The following is a 15,456-nucleotide window of genomic DNA, read 5'->3' as shown; positions in this document are numbered from 1 at the left end:
GGCAACCGGATCGGGCCTTGGCGATGATCCTGATCGCACCTTGTCTGCTGCTTTCGGTCGCCGTGATCGGCTATCCGATATTCGACGTGATCCGCATGTCGCTCTTCGATGTGAGCCGCACGGGCATGGTCCGTGAGTTCGCCGGGCTGACCAATTTTGTCAAAGCGTTCGCCGACCCGGTTTTTCTGCAAGCTGCACGCCAGACCTTCGTCTGGACTGTCTGCGTGGTGGGTGGAACCCTGTTGGTCTCGGTGCCGATCGCTCTCATCCTCAATGAGGATTTCTATGGTCGGACGATCGCCCGAACGATCGTGCTGTTGCCGTGGGCCATTTCACTGGCGATGACGGCGGTGGTCTGGCGCTATGTCGTCAACGGTGATTTTGGAACGCTCAACATGACGCTGGCCGCACTTGGTCTGCCATTTGAGAACTATCCCTGGTTGGCCGATGCCAGGATGGCATTCGTCATCGAGATAATGGTCGGAATTTTGGTGTCGGTACCATTTACCGTAACGATTTTGCTTGGTGGACTGACGTCCATTCCGGAGTCCTTGTACGAGGCCTCCGCCATCGACGGGGCGTCGTCGACAAAGAAGTTTTACTACATCACGATGCCACTGCTCTGGCCGTTCATGCAGATCGCGCTCGTCCTCAACGTCATCTATGTCTTCAATTCCTTCCCGATCATCTGGATCATGACGAACGGCGGTCCCGCCAACCGGACCGACATTCTGATCACCTATGTCTACAAGCAAGCCTTCGCCTTCGGGAAGCTTGGCAACGCTGCAGCCGGCTCTGTTGTGATGTTTGCTATGTTGTTGGTGTTCGCCGTCGTCTATCTGTTTCTGACAAAAGCGCAGGGGGCACGCAACGATGTCTAAGGCGAAGAAAAGTCTTGTTTGCTGGGCACTACTTTCGCCCTTCCTGGTGGTCGTTCTCTTTCCCTATGCGACGATGCTGTCGACGTCGTTGAAGCAGAAGGACGAGATATTCACCTTCCATCGAACCTGGTTGCCACGCGATTTCTATCTGGGCAATTTTGCCGAACTCATTTTCGAGAAAGGTTTCGGACGGGCATTGGTGAACTCGCTGGCTATCAGTGTCGGGGCGACCGTCCTGTCCCTTGCGGTGGCTATCCCGGCCGCCTATGCGCTCACCCGGATGAGGGTTCCAGCCAAGGGTGCACTGACCAACTACCTGCTCATCACCCAGATGATCTCGCCGATCGTCCTGATCGTCGGCTTGTTCCGAATGTTTGCCTATTTCGGCCTCGTCAACAGCCTTCTGTCGGTCATAATCGCGCACAGCGCCTTCTTCATGGCATTTGCCGTATGGATGCTGCAAAGCTATTTCGCGACAATCCCGAAAGATCTCGAAGAGGCCGCGTGGATGGATGGTGCCGGCCGCTTCAGTGCCTTCGTCCGTGTCTTCCTGCCGCTGTGTCTTCCCGGTGTCGTCGTGACGGCAATCTTCACCTTCGTCAATTCCTGGAATGAATATGCGATGTCGCTGACACTGCTGCGTCAGGTCAGCCAGCAGACCGCACCGGTCCAGATCGCGTTCCTGACAGGGACTCTCTATCAAATTGAATGGCATCTCATCATGGCCGCGACGCTGCTTGCGTCGGTGCCTGTCGCAATCGTCTTTGCATCCATCCAGCGCTACCTCATCGGGGGAATGGCGTTGGGTGGCGTCAAGTAGGAGGAGCAAAGTGGCTTCGATCAATCTCACCAACATTCGCAAGCAATATGGCTCGCTTACGATCATCGACGACATCAATATTGAAATCGAGGATCGGGAGTTTGTTGTACTGGTCGGTCCGTCTGGATGTGGAAAATCTACGCTTTTGCGGATGATAGCTGGGCTGGAATCGATCTCGGGAGGTACCATCGCCATTGACGGCAAGGTCGTTAACGACGTTGGCCCGCAGCACCGCGACTTGGCGATGGTCTTTCAGACCTATGCGCTTTATCCGCATATGACGACCGCCCAGAACATCGGCTTTCCCCTCAAACTGCGCGGCACCAGCAAGGACGAAATTGACCGTGCTATTGCCGGAGTTGCCAACACGTTACATCTCGATGCGCTTCTTGACCGGCAACCGCGCGCCCTTTCCGGCGGGCAGCGTCAACGCGTCGCGATGGGCCGAGCCATGGTACGAGAGCCGCGGGCATTCCTATTCGATGAACCATTGAGCAATCTCGATGCGAAACTCAGGCATCATATGCGCATCGAGTTGCGCCAATTGCACACGTCGCTGGGCGCGACGTCGATCTATGTTACGCATGACCAGATCGAGGCGATGACCATGGCTGACCGCATCGTCGTGATGAACCGAGGCAAAGTCGAGCAGGTGGGCACTCCGCTTGAGCTTTTCGACAAACCGGCAAATGTTTTCGTCGCCGGGTTTCTCGGTTCGCCGACGATCAACCTGGGCAACGCAACGCTGTCTGCCGCGGACGGATCAGCCAGGCTCGAATTCGATGCCGGTTCTGGTCCGATCAACCTCGCTAATGTCGCGCCCTCGGCTCACAGGGACGTCGTGGCCGGAATCCGGCCGCAACACCTGGAAGTTGTTTCTCCAGAGGGGGCCAAGCTCACCGGAACGGTTGATCTCGTCGAACATACCGGATGTGAAACGAACATCATTCTTTCAGTCGGTTCCGAGAAATGGACTGTCCAATCTCGCAACCGCCAGCATCTCATGCAAGGAGAGCATGTCGGGCTCGTCTTCGACCCGACCAATCTCCACCTCTTCGCAGCCGAAACGAAGGAACGTATTTGATGGTAACAATGCGCAAGCGAGGCTCCGACAGTGGAGCAGAACCGGCTGGTAGAAAGCGTGACCCCGAACGCACGCGGCTCGCGATCATCGAAGCGGCTCGCGAGGAGTTCGCCGAAAACGGTTACGATGGTGCGCGTACCGATCGCATCGCCACCCGTACCGGCATGAGCAAGGGTGTGCTTTACCACTACTTCAATTCGAAAGACGAGCTGTTCGTCGCCGTTCTGGAGGACATCTATCGGGAGCTGCGCTCCCAGAACGAAGCCCTGGTTCTGGCCGATTTCGAGCCGGAAGCGGGTATTCGCGAACTCATTGCGCATACGTACAATTATTTCGTCAACCATCCCGAGTTCATCGTGTTGGTGAACTCCGAAAACCTGATGAAATCCGAACATTTGGCGAGATCGGAGAGTGTCCGCAGCATGTTTTCGCCGCTCTCCCAGCGTCTGGGTGAATTGATCAGCCGCGGTCAAAAACAGGGTATCTTCCGCGCGAATGTCGATATTATTGAGCTTTACATCTCGATAGTTGGTCTGGGCTACTTCTTCTTGTCCAACCGGTGGACGCTGAGCGTCGTTTTCAATCGCGATCTGCTGGCCGAGGGGGCGGAGGAGAAGCGGCTCGCACATATGACGGAGATGGTTCTCGACTACTTGCGCAACGTCAAGACGACGGGTGAGCCGAAATGAGTGATGAACCGTTGAAGCTGCCGATGGCTGGAACGCTGCGCTGGCGCGATATTGTTGAAACCCCGGCAGTACTGATCGATCTCGATATCGTCGAACGAAACATAAAACGCTGCCAGGATCAGTGCGATCGCCTGGGCGTGGCAATCAGGCCTCATATCAAAACGCATAAACTGCCACTGCTTGCCCATGCACAGCTGGCGGCAGGGGCGATTGGCATTACTGCGCAAAAGATCGGCGAAGCCGAGGTCATGGCCGACGCGGGCATCGAAGACATCCTGATAACGTTCAACATTGTCGGTAACCGCAAGCTTGAGCGTCTTAAACGACTTGCTGAACGGTCCCGCATATCCGTGGTTGCCGACAGTGCTGCAGTCGTCGAGGGCCTTGCTCGCACATTCGCGAACGAAAAGCGCGAAATCGACGTCCTGGTGGAATGCGATACCGGAATGCATCGATGCGGTGTTTTGACATCGGAGAGTGCGTTCGAACTGGCCCGGCTGATATCCGAGTCTCCGGGCCTGCGCTTCGCCGGATTGATGACGTATCCGGGCCCTGGTCAAGGCAACGCAGCTTGCGAATGGCTGGATCATGCGGCGTGCCTAGTCCGTGCGGCGGGCATTGAGACGCCCATCGTTTCCAGCGGCGGGACCCCCGAACTGTATGCGATGAAACACCACCCAGTCCTGACGGAATACAGGCCGGGCAGCTACATTTACAACGATCGCTCACTCGTCACTGCCGGCGCATGCGGCGTTGAGGATTGCGCGCTGACAGTTCTGTCGACTGTCATCAGTTCGCCGGAACACGGTCGCGCCATCGTGGACGCTGGCACAAAGGTGCTGACTTCCGATCTATTCGGCATGAGCGGCTACGGCTTGGTGCTGGACCGTCCCGATTGGGCGGTGATTTCACTCAACGAAGAGCACGGAAGGATCGAGTATGCCGGCGGACCGGCGCCGACGGTGGGCGATCTCCTGCGCATTGTTCCCAACCATGCCTGCGTTGTCTCCAACATGGTCGACTCTGTCCATCTCGTCAGAGGGGAGCACTACATCCGAGCCGAGCCAGTGGCCGCGCGTGGACGGATCGCCTGACGCCCGGACGAAGCCGTGCCTGCGCTGGTCTTCACACTTCAAAAGCTTCGGCGCGAAGATCGATTGTTTTAAGAAAGCATAACGCACTGCGTCGACAAATCAGAGCGCAATGCTTCCATATGGAAACATTGCGCTCCAGTCATTCGACACATCAATCCATTGCCGTATGCTTGGTGGCCGTCGATAGAACGGCAAAGTTGTCGCGGATATAGGTTGCGGTTCGCAGCGCCATTGCAGAGATGGTCGGTGTCGGATTTACGGTTCCGCCGGTCGCAAGAACACTTCCGTCGACAATGAACAGATTGGGCACCTCCCAACTCTGTGTCCAGCCGTTCACCACAGAGGTTTCCGGGTCTTTGCCCATCCGGCAAGTGCCCAGCATGTGCCAGGCGGGTGTTCTGTACACGCCACCTTCGTCACGATAATCCTGTAGGCGGTACTCGACGGCATCGCATGCTTGCGCAAGCTCCTTCAGCCGGTCAAGCATGTAATTCATCATGCGCTTGTCGTTCTCGCCTGGGGCATACTGCACTTTTGCCCCGGGCATTCCGTCCGAATCTGTTCGTTCAGGGTCGAGCGACACGCGATTCTCCGGATTGGGAAGATCATCTCCTATCGCAAAGACACCAATGGAGCGGCCGAAATGATTTTCAAACCATTGATGGTGGCCGGATCCCCAGGGCGCGCGCGCCGAAGAGAACCATCCAGCCGCCAGTTCGCCCGCAGAGGGGGTTGAGGTTACACAGTTCAGATTGAAGCCATTTACGAAACCGCGCGATATATCGGTTTCCGCGAATTCGCGCGAGATAAGCGAGGCTGCATAGCCGATATGGCCATCGACGGGACCATCGACCCACATTTCTGACGCCACGAGCGTGTGGTGCAGCAGGTTCCGGCCGACCTGATCATTGCTGTTGGCCAGATTGTTCGAGGCCAGGAGAAGACGCGGCGTTCCGACGCCATTGGCGGCGAGGACGACAATTCGTGCCTTCTGAAACAGAATCTGATCCGAGTTGCGATCGATGTAGTATGCGCCCGTTGCTCGCCCATCCGCTCCCTTCTCAATCTTCAAGACGCGGGCGTGGGTCCGCAGGTCGCATCCGGCACGGATTGCCTTGGGCCATATCGAAGTCGAGAATTCGTTCATCGAACCGCGAGGACAGCCGTTGCATACGCCGCAGTTGTTGCAGGCAGGGCGGCCGTCATAGTCTTCTGAGATGACTGAGGCCTCTACCGGCCACCAATGCCAATCCAGTTTGTCAAAACCGGCGGAAAGCCGCCGAGCGACATCAGAAACAGGCAGTGGCCCTGTCGGGCAGCGTTCACGCGGCGGCATTGCAAGATCCCCGGCCAGTCCCGAGACGCCTATGATTCTGTCTGCGCTTTCATAAAAAGGGGAAATATCCTCATAGGTGATAGGCCAGTCTGGCTGAAGCCCGTGTTCGGTGCCTTTCCTGAAGTCCGAGGGCCGGTATCGAGGCCATAGGCCGCCATAAACGTTGGTGGACCCACCAACAGCATTCCACATCAGGATCTGCGATGAGTCGGATTTGACCGGGAAATCATCGGCATGGTCGCGCCTGTTTACGTCAGGGTTCCATCTGGTTCGCCGCTGCCAGGACCAGTCCGCAAGGTGATGCGGTCGATCGGCATCATTCACCCAGGCCCCTTGCTCCAGACAAACCACATCCAGGCCAGCCTGCGCGAGTACCAGCGCCGCAAGAGCGCCTGTCGCTCCAGCGCCAACAATCAGGATGTCACACATTCGCTCCCCACTCATCGCTGCAGGCCCCAATGTGTGCTCACCGCATCAAGATCGAGTGATGACAAATCCAGAGGGGTGACGTCCCCGGTCCGCATGTAAGATCCACGACCGTGGCGCGGCGTATCGTGTTCATGGTCAAAGGCAGGCATGACATATCCGTCTGCATGAGGGGATGCAGAATATGGTCGACCGCTAGCTCTGATCGCCTCTACAACGACTGGCATCTCGTAGTAGGCGAGGACCGCTGCGGTATAGATTTTCTCGAAGAGGGCGGGGCTTAGCTCTTCAAAGCGTCGGACCGCCGAGGTGCGGTTTGCTGAGGCGGTACTAAGTAGGCCATCCGAACTGCAATCGAGAACGGGTGCCAACTGCTCGAAGAGAGCGGACGATTCCTGGCCAAACAGGCGAAGCAATATCACGTTATCTAGGCCGATTTCGGAAGCTTTTGGCCATAAAGTGTCGCCTGGAATAAGCTCATCAATCAGCAGTTTAAGAATGTGCGGTTGTTCGGTTCGGTTACTCGAAGAGAGGATTGTTGTTGTAATCGACAATTCAGTTCTTCCTAAATCATCTGGTTGAATTCTATTTTGGTTGAGTTCTTCTTTTTGAAAAAATGAACTCGGGAATTTTGTGAGGTTTGTAGCCACTTGTTGACCAGGAGAAGCGCGAATTTAACGGGTACTCTTCACGCGTCTCAATGCAGGCCGAGATACAAATTCGGTTTTCTCCATGGATCTCCCGATTGCCGTTTGTAGCATATAAACTGACTGGTCAGTCAATAAGAATCGTTCGCCACAAAAACTGGTCTACCGCTGCGAAGTGATCCTTCTTGAAGCGGGCCTATGAGCCTCGGAACGGCATTGAAATGGTGCCGGAAAAACACAAGACGGAAGAGACCGTGATGAAGCTCGTCAAGTTGATGTGTCGACCGCCATCGCCAGAAGCGAATATCCGGCTAGGCCAGAACGGACCAACATCATATATCGGACTCCAGGGTTATCTCGGCAACGACCATGTCCGGCGCCAGTGCCGAGATGTCGACATGAAGCACGTCGCCGGCTTCACGTCTTGGGTCGTGCCGTTGATCACTATTTCGCGGCCCGAAGGGTCGCGATCGCCGACGCTGACATTTAGCGAAGCGCAAAGCTTCAGCAGGCGCTCGGTTCAAACAGGCTTCAGGGCTCCCTTCGCTACTGCGTCGAATTCACTCAGCGGAAAAATTTCCTCCGAATAACGAGATGTTTCCTGTAAGGAACATAATTCGTAGGAGATAACGATGACCGAGAAGAACGAGAAAGACGGGCAGAAGCTGGCGCTGTTGTCCCAGGATCCGCACCGGATTCGCGAACCGCGGGAAAACAATCTGGAAATGGCGATCGGGCACGAGGTTCGCACCTATCGCAAAGCGCTCGGCATCACCGTCACCGACCTTGCCACCGCAACAGGCATTTCCGTGGGCATGCTGTCGAAGATCGAGAACGGCAATATCTCACCCTCGCTGACCACGCTGCAAGCCCTGACCAGAGCGCTCGGCGTGCCGCTCACGGCGTTCTTTCGCCGGTTCGAGGAGCCGCACAATGCGACATTCGTCAAAGCCGGCGAAGGCGTGAACATCGAGCGGCGCGGCACGCGCGCGGGGCATCAGTACAGCCTGCTCGGCCACATCGCCAACAACACCAGCGGCGTCACGGTCGAGCCCTATCTCATAACGCTGACGACCGAGTCCGACGTTTTTCCGACGTTCCAGCATGAAGGCATGGAGTTCCTGCATATGCTGGAAGGCGAAGTGGTCTACCGCCACGGCGACCAACTCTACACGATGCAACCGGGTGACAGCCTTTTCTTCGACGCCGATTCACCGCACGGACCGCAGGAACTGGTTCATCTGCCGGCTCGTTACCTGTCAATCATCAGCTATCCGCAGAAGCGGAATCAAAACAATTGATTATGCTCTTGAGGAAAAACTGAAGCCCAGGCGGCCTGCCTACCGCGCCGTTCTTGCGTCCACGCCGAACTCAAGGCTCATCTGGATCAACTCGTCCCACAGGCTTTCGGCAAAGCCGCGCAACACCAGAAGCTCAAAACTTTCCGTGTCCGTCCGGGTGATCAGCGCCGAGATGTGGCCGATCAGCGTCATGGCGGACTGGCCAACGGGGAAGCTGGCTCTGTCGAGATCGACGGCCGTGCCCTTGGCAAGGACGCTCTCGACTGATCGTCCGCCGATGCCGATCCGGATGCGACCGTGGCCTTGATCGGAAATCGAGGCCCTGCCGTCCAGCAGCGGCGTCTTGCCGAAAATTTCCGCAGCGGAAAGGGCCGCGTCGCCGACGACGAACCATTGTCCGGGGCCATAGGGACGTACGGCATGGGGGGTGGCATCGCCGATCCGCGGGATCAGATCTTGCAGGTCGCCGCTGTCGCGCGCGGCCAAAACCTGCAGCACATGGCCTTCCGGCAAGGCGGTGAGCGTAATCCGCGCAGCGGTTGACGGAGCGCCGAACGAGCCGGCCTTGGCATCGGCAAGGGCTGGTCGGTGAAGGAGCGCAAAATCAGCCATGGAGCTTTCCGTTTTCCGGGTCGAAGAAGACCGGGCTGCACAGCACGGCCTTGGTGTATTCGTTTTTCAGGTCGTTCCAGACAGTGACATGCTCGCCGTGCCGCGTCGGCCCATGCTTGACGAGGGCGAGGCCGATGGTCGAGCCAAGGTTGGGCGAATAGCAACTGGAGGAGACATAGCCCTGGTCGTTTTCGAGCGTCGGAACAGTGCCCTCCGAGAGGATATGCGAGCCGGTCTTGAAGGTCGTCGCCGGATCAAGCGGCTTGACGCCGACCAGCGAAAGCCGGTCCTCCGCCATCAGGCCCTCGCGCGACAACATCGCCTTGCCGATGAAGTCGGGCTTGGCCGTGGAGACCATCTTGGCAAAGCCGAGGTCGGACGGGATGACCGTGCCGTTGATCTCGGAATGGGTGACATGGCCTTTCTCGATGCGCATGACGCCCAGCGCCTCGACACCGTAAGGGCAGATGCCATGCGGCTTGCCGGCCTCCATGATCGCATCGGCGATCGCTTCGCCGTAGCCGGCCGGGACTGCGAGTTCGTAGGCCAGTTCGCCGGAAAACGAGATGCGGAACAGACGGCCCGTCAGCGTGCCGCCGCAGAGCGACACTTCCTTGGCACCGAGGAACGGGAAGGCCGCGTCGGTAATGTCTTCGTCCACCAGCGTCTGCAGGATCATGCGCGATTTTGGCCCGGCAACGGCGATCTGCGCCCATTGATCGGTCGAGGAGGCGAACTGCACGTCGAGATCGGGCCACAGCGCCTGGGCGCAGAATTCCAGATGGTTCATGACGCCTGCCGCGTAAGCCGTGGTCGTCGTCATGAAGAAATGGGTTTCGCCAAGGCGGCTCGTCGTGCCGTCGTCGTAGATCATCCCGTCTTCGCGCAGCATCAGGCCGTACCGCGCCTTGCCGATCGGTAGTTTCAGGAAGGCGTTGCAGTAGACCCGGTTGAGGAATTCGGCGGCGTCCCCGCCAAAGATCTCGATCTTGCCGAGCGTGGAGACATCACAGATGCCGGCGTTCTTGCGGACATTGAGCACTTCGCGATCGACGCTTTCGCGCCAGGTCGTTTCGCCCGCCTTCGGGAACCAGGACGAGCGGTACCAGAGGCCCGTTTCGACGAAGACCGCACCATTCTTCTTGGCCCAATCATGCAGCGGCGACTTGCGCACCGGTTGGAAGTGCTTGCCCTTGGAGGCGCCGGTCAGCGCACCGAAGGAGAGTGGCGTATAGAACGGGCGGAACGTCGTGGTACCGACATCCGCCGGCGAGACTTTTCGCACTTCGGCGAGAATGCCGATGGCGTTGATGTTCGACAGCTTGCCCTGGTCGGTTGCCATGCCATTGGTGGTGTAGCGCTTGGCTAGCTCGACATGGCCATAACCTTCGCTGACGGCGAGGCCGAGATCCTTGAGGTGCACATCGTTCTGGTAGTCGACGAAGGCCTTGCCTTTCGATCCGTGGATGCGCCAGAGCGGCTTGGAGACGGTCGCCGTGTCGGCCTTTTCGGCGAATGCGGCGCTGGCCTTCGAGAAACCGAGCGCCTGCAGGGCGGATGCGGCTTTTCCGGCGCCATCTGCAAGGCAGGCGTCGATGCTGCCAATGCCTGCGGCGGCACCCGCGACGGTCAGCCCCTCCTGGATTTCCGGCGCAAGGAACGCGGCCTTGGCATCGGACCAGACCGGTTTTGCGCCGCGATGGCAGGCGAGATGGATGATCGGGCTCCAGCCGCCGGACATGCCGAGTGCGTCCGTCGAAATGGTTTCCGTGCGGCCGTTGCTGAGGACGGTCACGCCCTTGAGGCTCCGGCCGCCCTTGGCATCGACAACCACGGCGCTGGGCAGGATGGGTGCCTTGCCGGACCAGGTGCGGGCGGCATCCGGACGAGCGTCGACGATGGCCGCGACATCAAGGCCGGCGGCTTCCAGATCGGCGGCGGTCGCGTAGCCGGAGGCGTCGTTGGTGAAGATGACCGTGCTCTTTCCGGGCGCGATAGCCTGCCGGTTGAGATAGGAGCGCATGGCGCCAGCCATCATCACGCCGGGAATGTCATTGCCGCCGAAAACCAGCGGCCGTTCTTCAGCGCCGGCGGCGAGGATCGCCTGTTTGGCGGCGATGCGCCAGATGCGCTCGACCGGCCGGTTCGGGTCTACCGTGGCCGTGTTCTTCTGCACGCTTTCGACGGCGCCAAAGACATTGCCGTCGTACCAGCCGAAGACGGTCGTCCGGGAGAAGATGCGGACATTCGGCATATCCGCCAGCTCGGCCAGCGTCTGGGCCAGCAGGTCGCTCGCGGATTTTCCACTGACGGGTGCCGTTTCTGACAGCAATGAACCGCCGGGTTCAAAACCTTCATCGGCAAGAACGACGCGGGCACCGGCGCGGCCGGCCGTCAGGGCGGCGGCGAGGCCGGCTGGGCCCGCGCCGATGACCAGAAGATCGCAATGCGCCCAGCATTTCTCGTAGCTATCGGGATCAGGCTCATAGGTCGCGCGGCCGAGGCCTGCCGCCTTTCGGATGATCGGCTCGTAGAGCTTTTCCCAGAAGGCGGCCGGCCACATGAAGGTCTTGTAGTAGAAGCCGGCGCCGAGGAAAGGCGAGAGCAGGCTGTTAATAGCGCCGAGGTCGAAATCGACCGAGGGCCAGCGGTTCTGGCTCTTTGCGGTCAGGCCGCTGTAGAGCTCGACCAGCGTGGCGCGGGTGTTGGCCTCGGTGCGACCGCCTTCGCCGATCGTCACCAGGGCATTAGGTTCGGCGGCACCCGCCGTCAGGATGCCGCGCGGGCGATGGTACTTGAAGCTGCGGCCGACGAGCTGGCGGCCGTTTGCCAGAAGCGCGGACGCCAGCGTGTCGCCGGCAAAACCCTGCATCGGCTTGCCGTCGAAGGTGAAGTCGAGCGGCTTGGCGCGATCGATGCGGCCGCCCCGGGAAAGACGATGGGACGTCATGCGGTCGCTCCCTCGGTGCTGGCATCGGACACGGCATGGATTGCGTGGGTCATCGTATCGCGCTCAACCACCAGCCAGCGGCGGCAGCCGGATGTGTGGTGCCAATGTTCCTTATGGCGTCCGCGCGGGTTGTCGCGCAGGTAGACGTAAGCGTGCCAGGCGTCCTCACCGGCATCCGGCGCCGGACGGGTGATGCCGGCATCGCCGCGAACGGTGAATTCTTCCTTGGGGCGCGGCCCGCAATGGGGGCAGGCGATCAGGCTGGCCATATGAAGTCCTCAGTGCAGGTTGGGTTGCGAGCCGACGCCCTTTTCATCGATCATCCGGCCGCGTGCGAAGCGGTCGAGCCTGAAGGCGCGGCCGGTCTCGTGCGGTTCGTTCCTGGCGATCAGATGGGCGTAGCAGAAGCCGGAAGCAGGCGTGGCCTTGAAGCCGCCGTAGCACCAGCCGACGTTCAGGTAGAGATTGTCGATGTGGGTGCGGTCGATGATCGGCGAGCCGTCCATGCTCATGTCCATCACCCCGCCCCAGGAGCGCAGCACCCGGACACGCGACAGCGCCGGGATCATCGCGACGCCGGCCTCGGCGACATGCTCGACCGTCGCGAGATTGCCGCGCTGCGCATAGGAATTATAGCCATCGATATCGCCGCCGAAGACGAGGCCGCCCTTGTCGGACTGGGAGACGTAGAAGTGGCCGGCGCCGAAGGTGACGACATTGTCGATGAACGGCTTCAGCCCCTCGGAAACGAAAGCCTGTAGAACATGGCTTTCGATCGGCAGTTTCAGGTCGACCATGGCGGCAACCACGGTGGAATTGCCGGCCGCCGCGAGCGCCAGCTTGCCGCAGCCGATAAAGCCCTGGCTGGTCTCGACGCCGGTGACGCGGCCGTTTTCGCGGCGAATGCCGGTGACCTCGCAATTCTGGATGATATCGACGCCGCGCATATCCGCGCCGCGGGCATAGCCCCAGGCAACGGCGTCATGGCGCACGGTGCCGCCGCGTTTCTGCATCAGCGCTCCCTGGATCGGGAAGCGGGCATTGTCGAAATCGAGGAAGGGCAGCATCTGGCGCACGGCGTTGCGGTCGAGCAGGTCGGCATCGACGCCGTGCAGCCGCATGGCGTTGCCGCGCCGCGTATAGGCGTCGCGCTGGGCATCGGAATGGTAGAGGTTGAGCACGCCGCGCTGGGAGACCATGGCGTTGAAGTTGAAATCCTGCTCCAGCCCCTCCCAGAGCTTCATCGACAGCTCGTAGAACGGATTGTTGCCTTGCAGCAGGTAGTTGGAGCGGATGATCGTGGTGTTGCGGCCGACATTGCCGGAGCCGATATAGCCCTTTTCCAGTACCGCCACATTGGTGACGCCGAATTCCTTGGCGAGGTAGTAGGCCGTGGCCAGACCATGCCCGCCGCCGCCGATGATGATCACGTCATAGCGGTTCTTCGGAACCGGACTGCGCCACGCCGGCGCCCAGCCCTTGTTGCCACGCAGGGCATTCAGGAAAACGGAAAAGGCAGAGTAGCGCATGGCAATGGAATCCCGGTGGAGCCTACCGATCATGACAGGATTGCGTTTCGGCACTTGCAGAAAAGAGACGCTTTGAGCCATGATTGAGCCATGGCCTCAGATGACCTGAAAAACGTCCAGAAGATCGGCTTCATCCTGATCCCGAGATTTGCGCTGATGTCCTATGCCTCGGCGGTGGAGCCGCTGCGGGCCGCCAACCTTTTGGCCGGCCGGGATATTTATGCGCTTTCGGCGCATGTCGTCGAAGGGAATGTCGGGATGACATCATCGGGCATTCCCGTTCCCGCCACGCCGCTGCCGGGCCGTGGTGCCGGTTTCCACACCGTCTTCGTCTGCGCCGGCGGCACGCCGGTTGATTGGAACGTGCCGGCCGTCCTGGCGTGCCTGCGCCAGCTTGCCCGCGACGGCGTGCGCATCGGCGGCATTTCCGGTGGTCCCTATCTCATGGCGGCGGCGGGATTGCTGGAGGATCGCGATTTCACCATCCACTGGGAACATGCCCCGGCCCTGGTGGAGGCCTTTCCGCGTCTTGCGCCCCGTCAGGCCCGCTATGTCCTCGATGGCAACCGCATCACCTGTGGTGGCGGCGTGGCCCCGCTCGACATGATGCACGCACTGATCTCCGAGCGCATGGGCACGGATTTCGCCCGCCGGGTGAGCGACTGGTACCTGCATACCCAGGTGGAAAGCTCTGGCGCACCCCAGCGGGCTTCGCTGGCGGAGCGTTACGGGATCAACCATCCGGGCCTGCTGATGGTGCTGGAAAAAATGGAAGCGACGATCGAGGCGCCGCTCGACCGGCAGGCCATGGCCAAACTGGCCGGCATTTCCCCACGTCACCTTGATCGGCTCTTTTCCAGCCTGATGGGCTCGTCCTTCCTGCTCGAATACCGGAAACTGCGGTTGGATCACGCCCGGCGCCTGTTGCAGCAAAGCCCGCTTTCCATCTCCGAAATTGCCTTCGCCACCGGGTTTTCCAGCGCCGGGCATTTTGCCCGAACCTACCGCGCGGCCTTTGGCGAGCCGCCGGGCGCACACCGCCAGTCCGTAGTGCAGACAGCGCGGATAGAATTGCTTTAAAAGAAAATAACTTTCCTCGCAGTTGAAATCAAAAAACGCACCTGCTATCCATCTTTCATCAACGAAACGAAGGATTGTCCCCATGTGCGGAATTGTCGGATTGTTTTTGAAGGACAGAAGTCTGGAGCCGCAATTGGGTGCCATGCTGTCCGATATGCTGGTCACCATGACCGACCGTGGGCCCGATAGCGCCGGCATCGCCATCTACGGTACGCCTTCAGACGGCCGCGCGAAAATCACCGTGCAATCGGCCGACCCAAAACGGGATTTTGCCGGGCTTGAAGCGGCATTGAAGCCAGCCGACTCGAGCGTTGCCGTGGAGTTGAAAAGCACCCACGCGGTCATCGAAGCCAGTGCTGACAAGGCTCAGGCGGTGCGCGACCTGCTGGGCCAGGAGCGGCCGGAGATTCGTGTCATGGGGTCCGGCGACAGCGTCGAGATCTACAAGGAAGTCGGCCTGCCGAAGGACGTGGTCTCCCGCTTCGGCATTCGCCAGATGGCGGGCACGCACGGTATCGGTCATACCCGCATGGCAACGGAATCGGCTGTCACCACGCTTGGTGCCCATCCGTTCTCGACCGGCGCTGACCAGTGCCTGGTGCACAACGGCTCGCTTTCCAACCATAACAACCTGCGCCGCGAGCTGGTGCGCGAAGGCATGACCTTCGAGACGCAGAACGATACCGAAGTCGCCGCAGCCTATCTGTCGGCCGAGATGGCCAAGGGCAAGGATCTCGGGCAAGCGCTGACCAGCGCGCTCGATGATCTCGACGGCTTCTTCACCTTCGTCGTCGGCACGAAATCCGGCTTCGGCGTGGTGCGTGATCCCATTGCCTGCAAGCCGGCCGTGATGGCCGAAACGGATCAGTACATCGCCTTCGGCTCGGAGTACCGCGCGCTCGTCAACCTGCCGGGCATCGAAAATGCCCGCGTCTGGGAGCCGGAGCCGGCCACCGTGTATTTCTGGGATCATGAGAAGGCGGCCTAACCGTGGATGTCAGCGTCAA

Annotated in this window: 15 protein-coding genes; 9 read left to right on the top strand and 6 right to left on the bottom strand. The window is 59.8% G+C overall.

The window, feature by feature from the left end; genetic code table 11:
- Positions 1 to 23: 23 nt before the first annotated feature.
- The 5 genes from BSY16_RS30040 to BSY16_RS30020 are packed head-to-tail and all read left to right on the top strand — an operon-like array spanning position 24 to position 4,568.
- Positions 24 to 881 carry a carbohydrate ABC transporter permease gene (locus BSY16_RS30040; RefSeq protein WP_069063397.1) on the top strand — a complete coding sequence of 286 codons (858 nt, stop codon included), beginning with the start codon at positions 24 to 26 and terminating at the stop codon, positions 879 to 881.
- A complete protein-coding gene (locus BSY16_RS30035) occupies positions 874 to 1,701 on the top strand; it encodes a carbohydrate ABC transporter permease (RefSeq protein WP_069063396.1) in 828 nt (275 codons plus the stop codon). Before BSY16_RS30040 ends, BSY16_RS30035 begins: the two co-directional genes overlap by 8 nt.
- Before the next feature lie 10 nt (positions 1,702 to 1,711).
- A complete protein-coding gene (locus BSY16_RS30030) occupies positions 1,712 to 2,785 on the top strand; it encodes an ABC transporter ATP-binding protein (protein WP_069063395.1) in 1,074 nt (357 codons plus the stop codon).
- Positions 2,785 to 3,474, top strand: a complete 690-nt coding sequence (locus BSY16_RS30025; protein WP_286157291.1) for a TetR/AcrR family transcriptional regulator — start codon at positions 2,785 to 2,787, stop codon at positions 3,472 to 3,474. The genes BSY16_RS30030 and BSY16_RS30025 overlap by 1 nt, the downstream gene beginning before the upstream one ends.
- Positions 3,471 to 4,568 carry a D-TA family PLP-dependent enzyme gene (locus tag BSY16_RS30020; RefSeq protein ID WP_286157290.1) on the top strand — a complete coding sequence of 366 codons (1,098 nt, stop codon included), beginning with the start codon at positions 3,471 to 3,473 and terminating at the stop codon, positions 4,566 to 4,568. Before BSY16_RS30025 ends, BSY16_RS30020 begins: the two co-directional genes overlap by 4 nt.
- Positions 4,569 to 4,719: 151 nt before the next feature.
- Here BSY16_RS30020 and BSY16_RS30015 read toward each other — a convergent pair whose 3' ends face one another.
- On the bottom strand, positions 4,720 to 6,333 hold the full coding sequence (locus BSY16_RS30015; protein WP_286157289.1) for a GMC family oxidoreductase: 1,614 nt from the start codon (positions 6,331 to 6,333) through the stop codon (positions 4,720 to 4,722).
- An 11-nt stretch (positions 6,334 to 6,344) separates the two neighbouring features.
- The gene (locus BSY16_RS30010; protein WP_150130187.1) at positions 6,345 to 6,980 is read right to left on the bottom strand and encodes a hypothetical protein; all 636 of its coding nucleotides are present in this window, start codon (positions 6,978 to 6,980) and stop codon (positions 6,345 to 6,347) included.
- Positions 6,981 to 7,162: 182 nt separating this feature from the next.
- Here BSY16_RS30010 and BSY16_RS32210 point away from each other — a divergent pair, with 182 nt between their 5' ends.
- Both BSY16_RS32210 and BSY16_RS30005 read left to right on the top strand, forming a co-directional pair.
- The gene (locus BSY16_RS32210; RefSeq protein ID WP_150130186.1) at positions 7,163 to 7,567 is read left to right on the top strand and encodes a hypothetical protein; all 405 of its coding nucleotides are present in this window, start codon (positions 7,163 to 7,165) and stop codon (positions 7,565 to 7,567) included.
- Positions 7,568 to 7,609: 42 nt separating this feature from the next.
- Positions 7,610 to 8,278, top strand: coding sequence for a helix-turn-helix domain-containing protein (locus BSY16_RS30005; protein WP_069063391.1), 669 nt, complete (start codon positions 7,610 to 7,612; stop codon positions 8,276 to 8,278).
- A 39-nt stretch (positions 8,279 to 8,317) separates the two neighbouring features.
- Here BSY16_RS30005 and BSY16_RS30000 read toward each other — a convergent pair whose 3' ends face one another.
- Genes BSY16_RS30000 through BSY16_RS29985 form a run of 4 tightly spaced genes read right to left on the bottom strand, consistent with a single transcriptional unit; the run spans position 8,318 to position 13,369 of the window.
- Positions 8,318 to 8,890 (bottom strand): sarcosine oxidase subunit gamma family protein, encoded by a 573-nt coding sequence (locus BSY16_RS30000; protein ID WP_069063390.1) that lies wholly within the window; start codon positions 8,888 to 8,890, stop codon positions 8,318 to 8,320.
- Positions 8,883 to 11,840: a sarcosine oxidase subunit alpha family protein gene (locus tag BSY16_RS29995; RefSeq protein ID WP_069063389.1), complete on the bottom strand. Its 2,958-nt coding sequence runs from the start codon at positions 11,838 to 11,840 to the stop codon at positions 8,883 to 8,885. Before BSY16_RS29995 ends, BSY16_RS30000 begins: the two co-directional genes overlap by 8 nt.
- Positions 11,837 to 12,109, bottom strand: a complete 273-nt coding sequence (locus BSY16_RS29990; RefSeq protein ID WP_069063388.1) for a sarcosine oxidase subunit delta — start codon at positions 12,107 to 12,109, stop codon at positions 11,837 to 11,839. Before BSY16_RS29990 ends, BSY16_RS29995 begins: the two co-directional genes overlap by 4 nt.
- 9 nt (positions 12,110 to 12,118) lie before the next feature.
- Entirely contained in the window at positions 12,119 to 13,369 is a 1,251-nt protein-coding gene (locus BSY16_RS29985; protein ID WP_069063796.1) for a sarcosine oxidase subunit beta family protein, read from the bottom strand.
- A gap of 90 nt (positions 13,370 to 13,459) precedes the next feature.
- On the opposite strand from BSY16_RS29985, the gene BSY16_RS29980 reads away from it, so the two are divergent.
- On the top strand, positions 13,460 to 14,449 hold the full coding sequence (locus BSY16_RS29980) for a GlxA family transcriptional regulator (RefSeq protein ID WP_069063387.1): 990 nt from the start codon (positions 13,460 to 13,462) through the stop codon (positions 14,447 to 14,449).
- An 82-nt stretch (positions 14,450 to 14,531) separates the two neighbouring features.
- Entirely contained in the window at positions 14,532 to 15,437 is a 906-nt protein-coding gene (locus tag BSY16_RS29975) for a class II glutamine amidotransferase (RefSeq protein WP_069063386.1), read from the top strand.
- The last annotated feature ends 19 nt before the right edge of the window (positions 15,438 to 15,456 follow it).

It is taken from the genome of Sinorhizobium sp. RAC02, assembly GCF_001713395.1.
Taxonomy (GTDB): Bacteria; Pseudomonadota; Alphaproteobacteria; order Rhizobiales; family Rhizobiaceae; genus Shinella.
The sequence above is the reverse complement of the archived record's forward strand: the minus strand, read 5'-3'. Positions and strand labels throughout refer to the sequence as shown.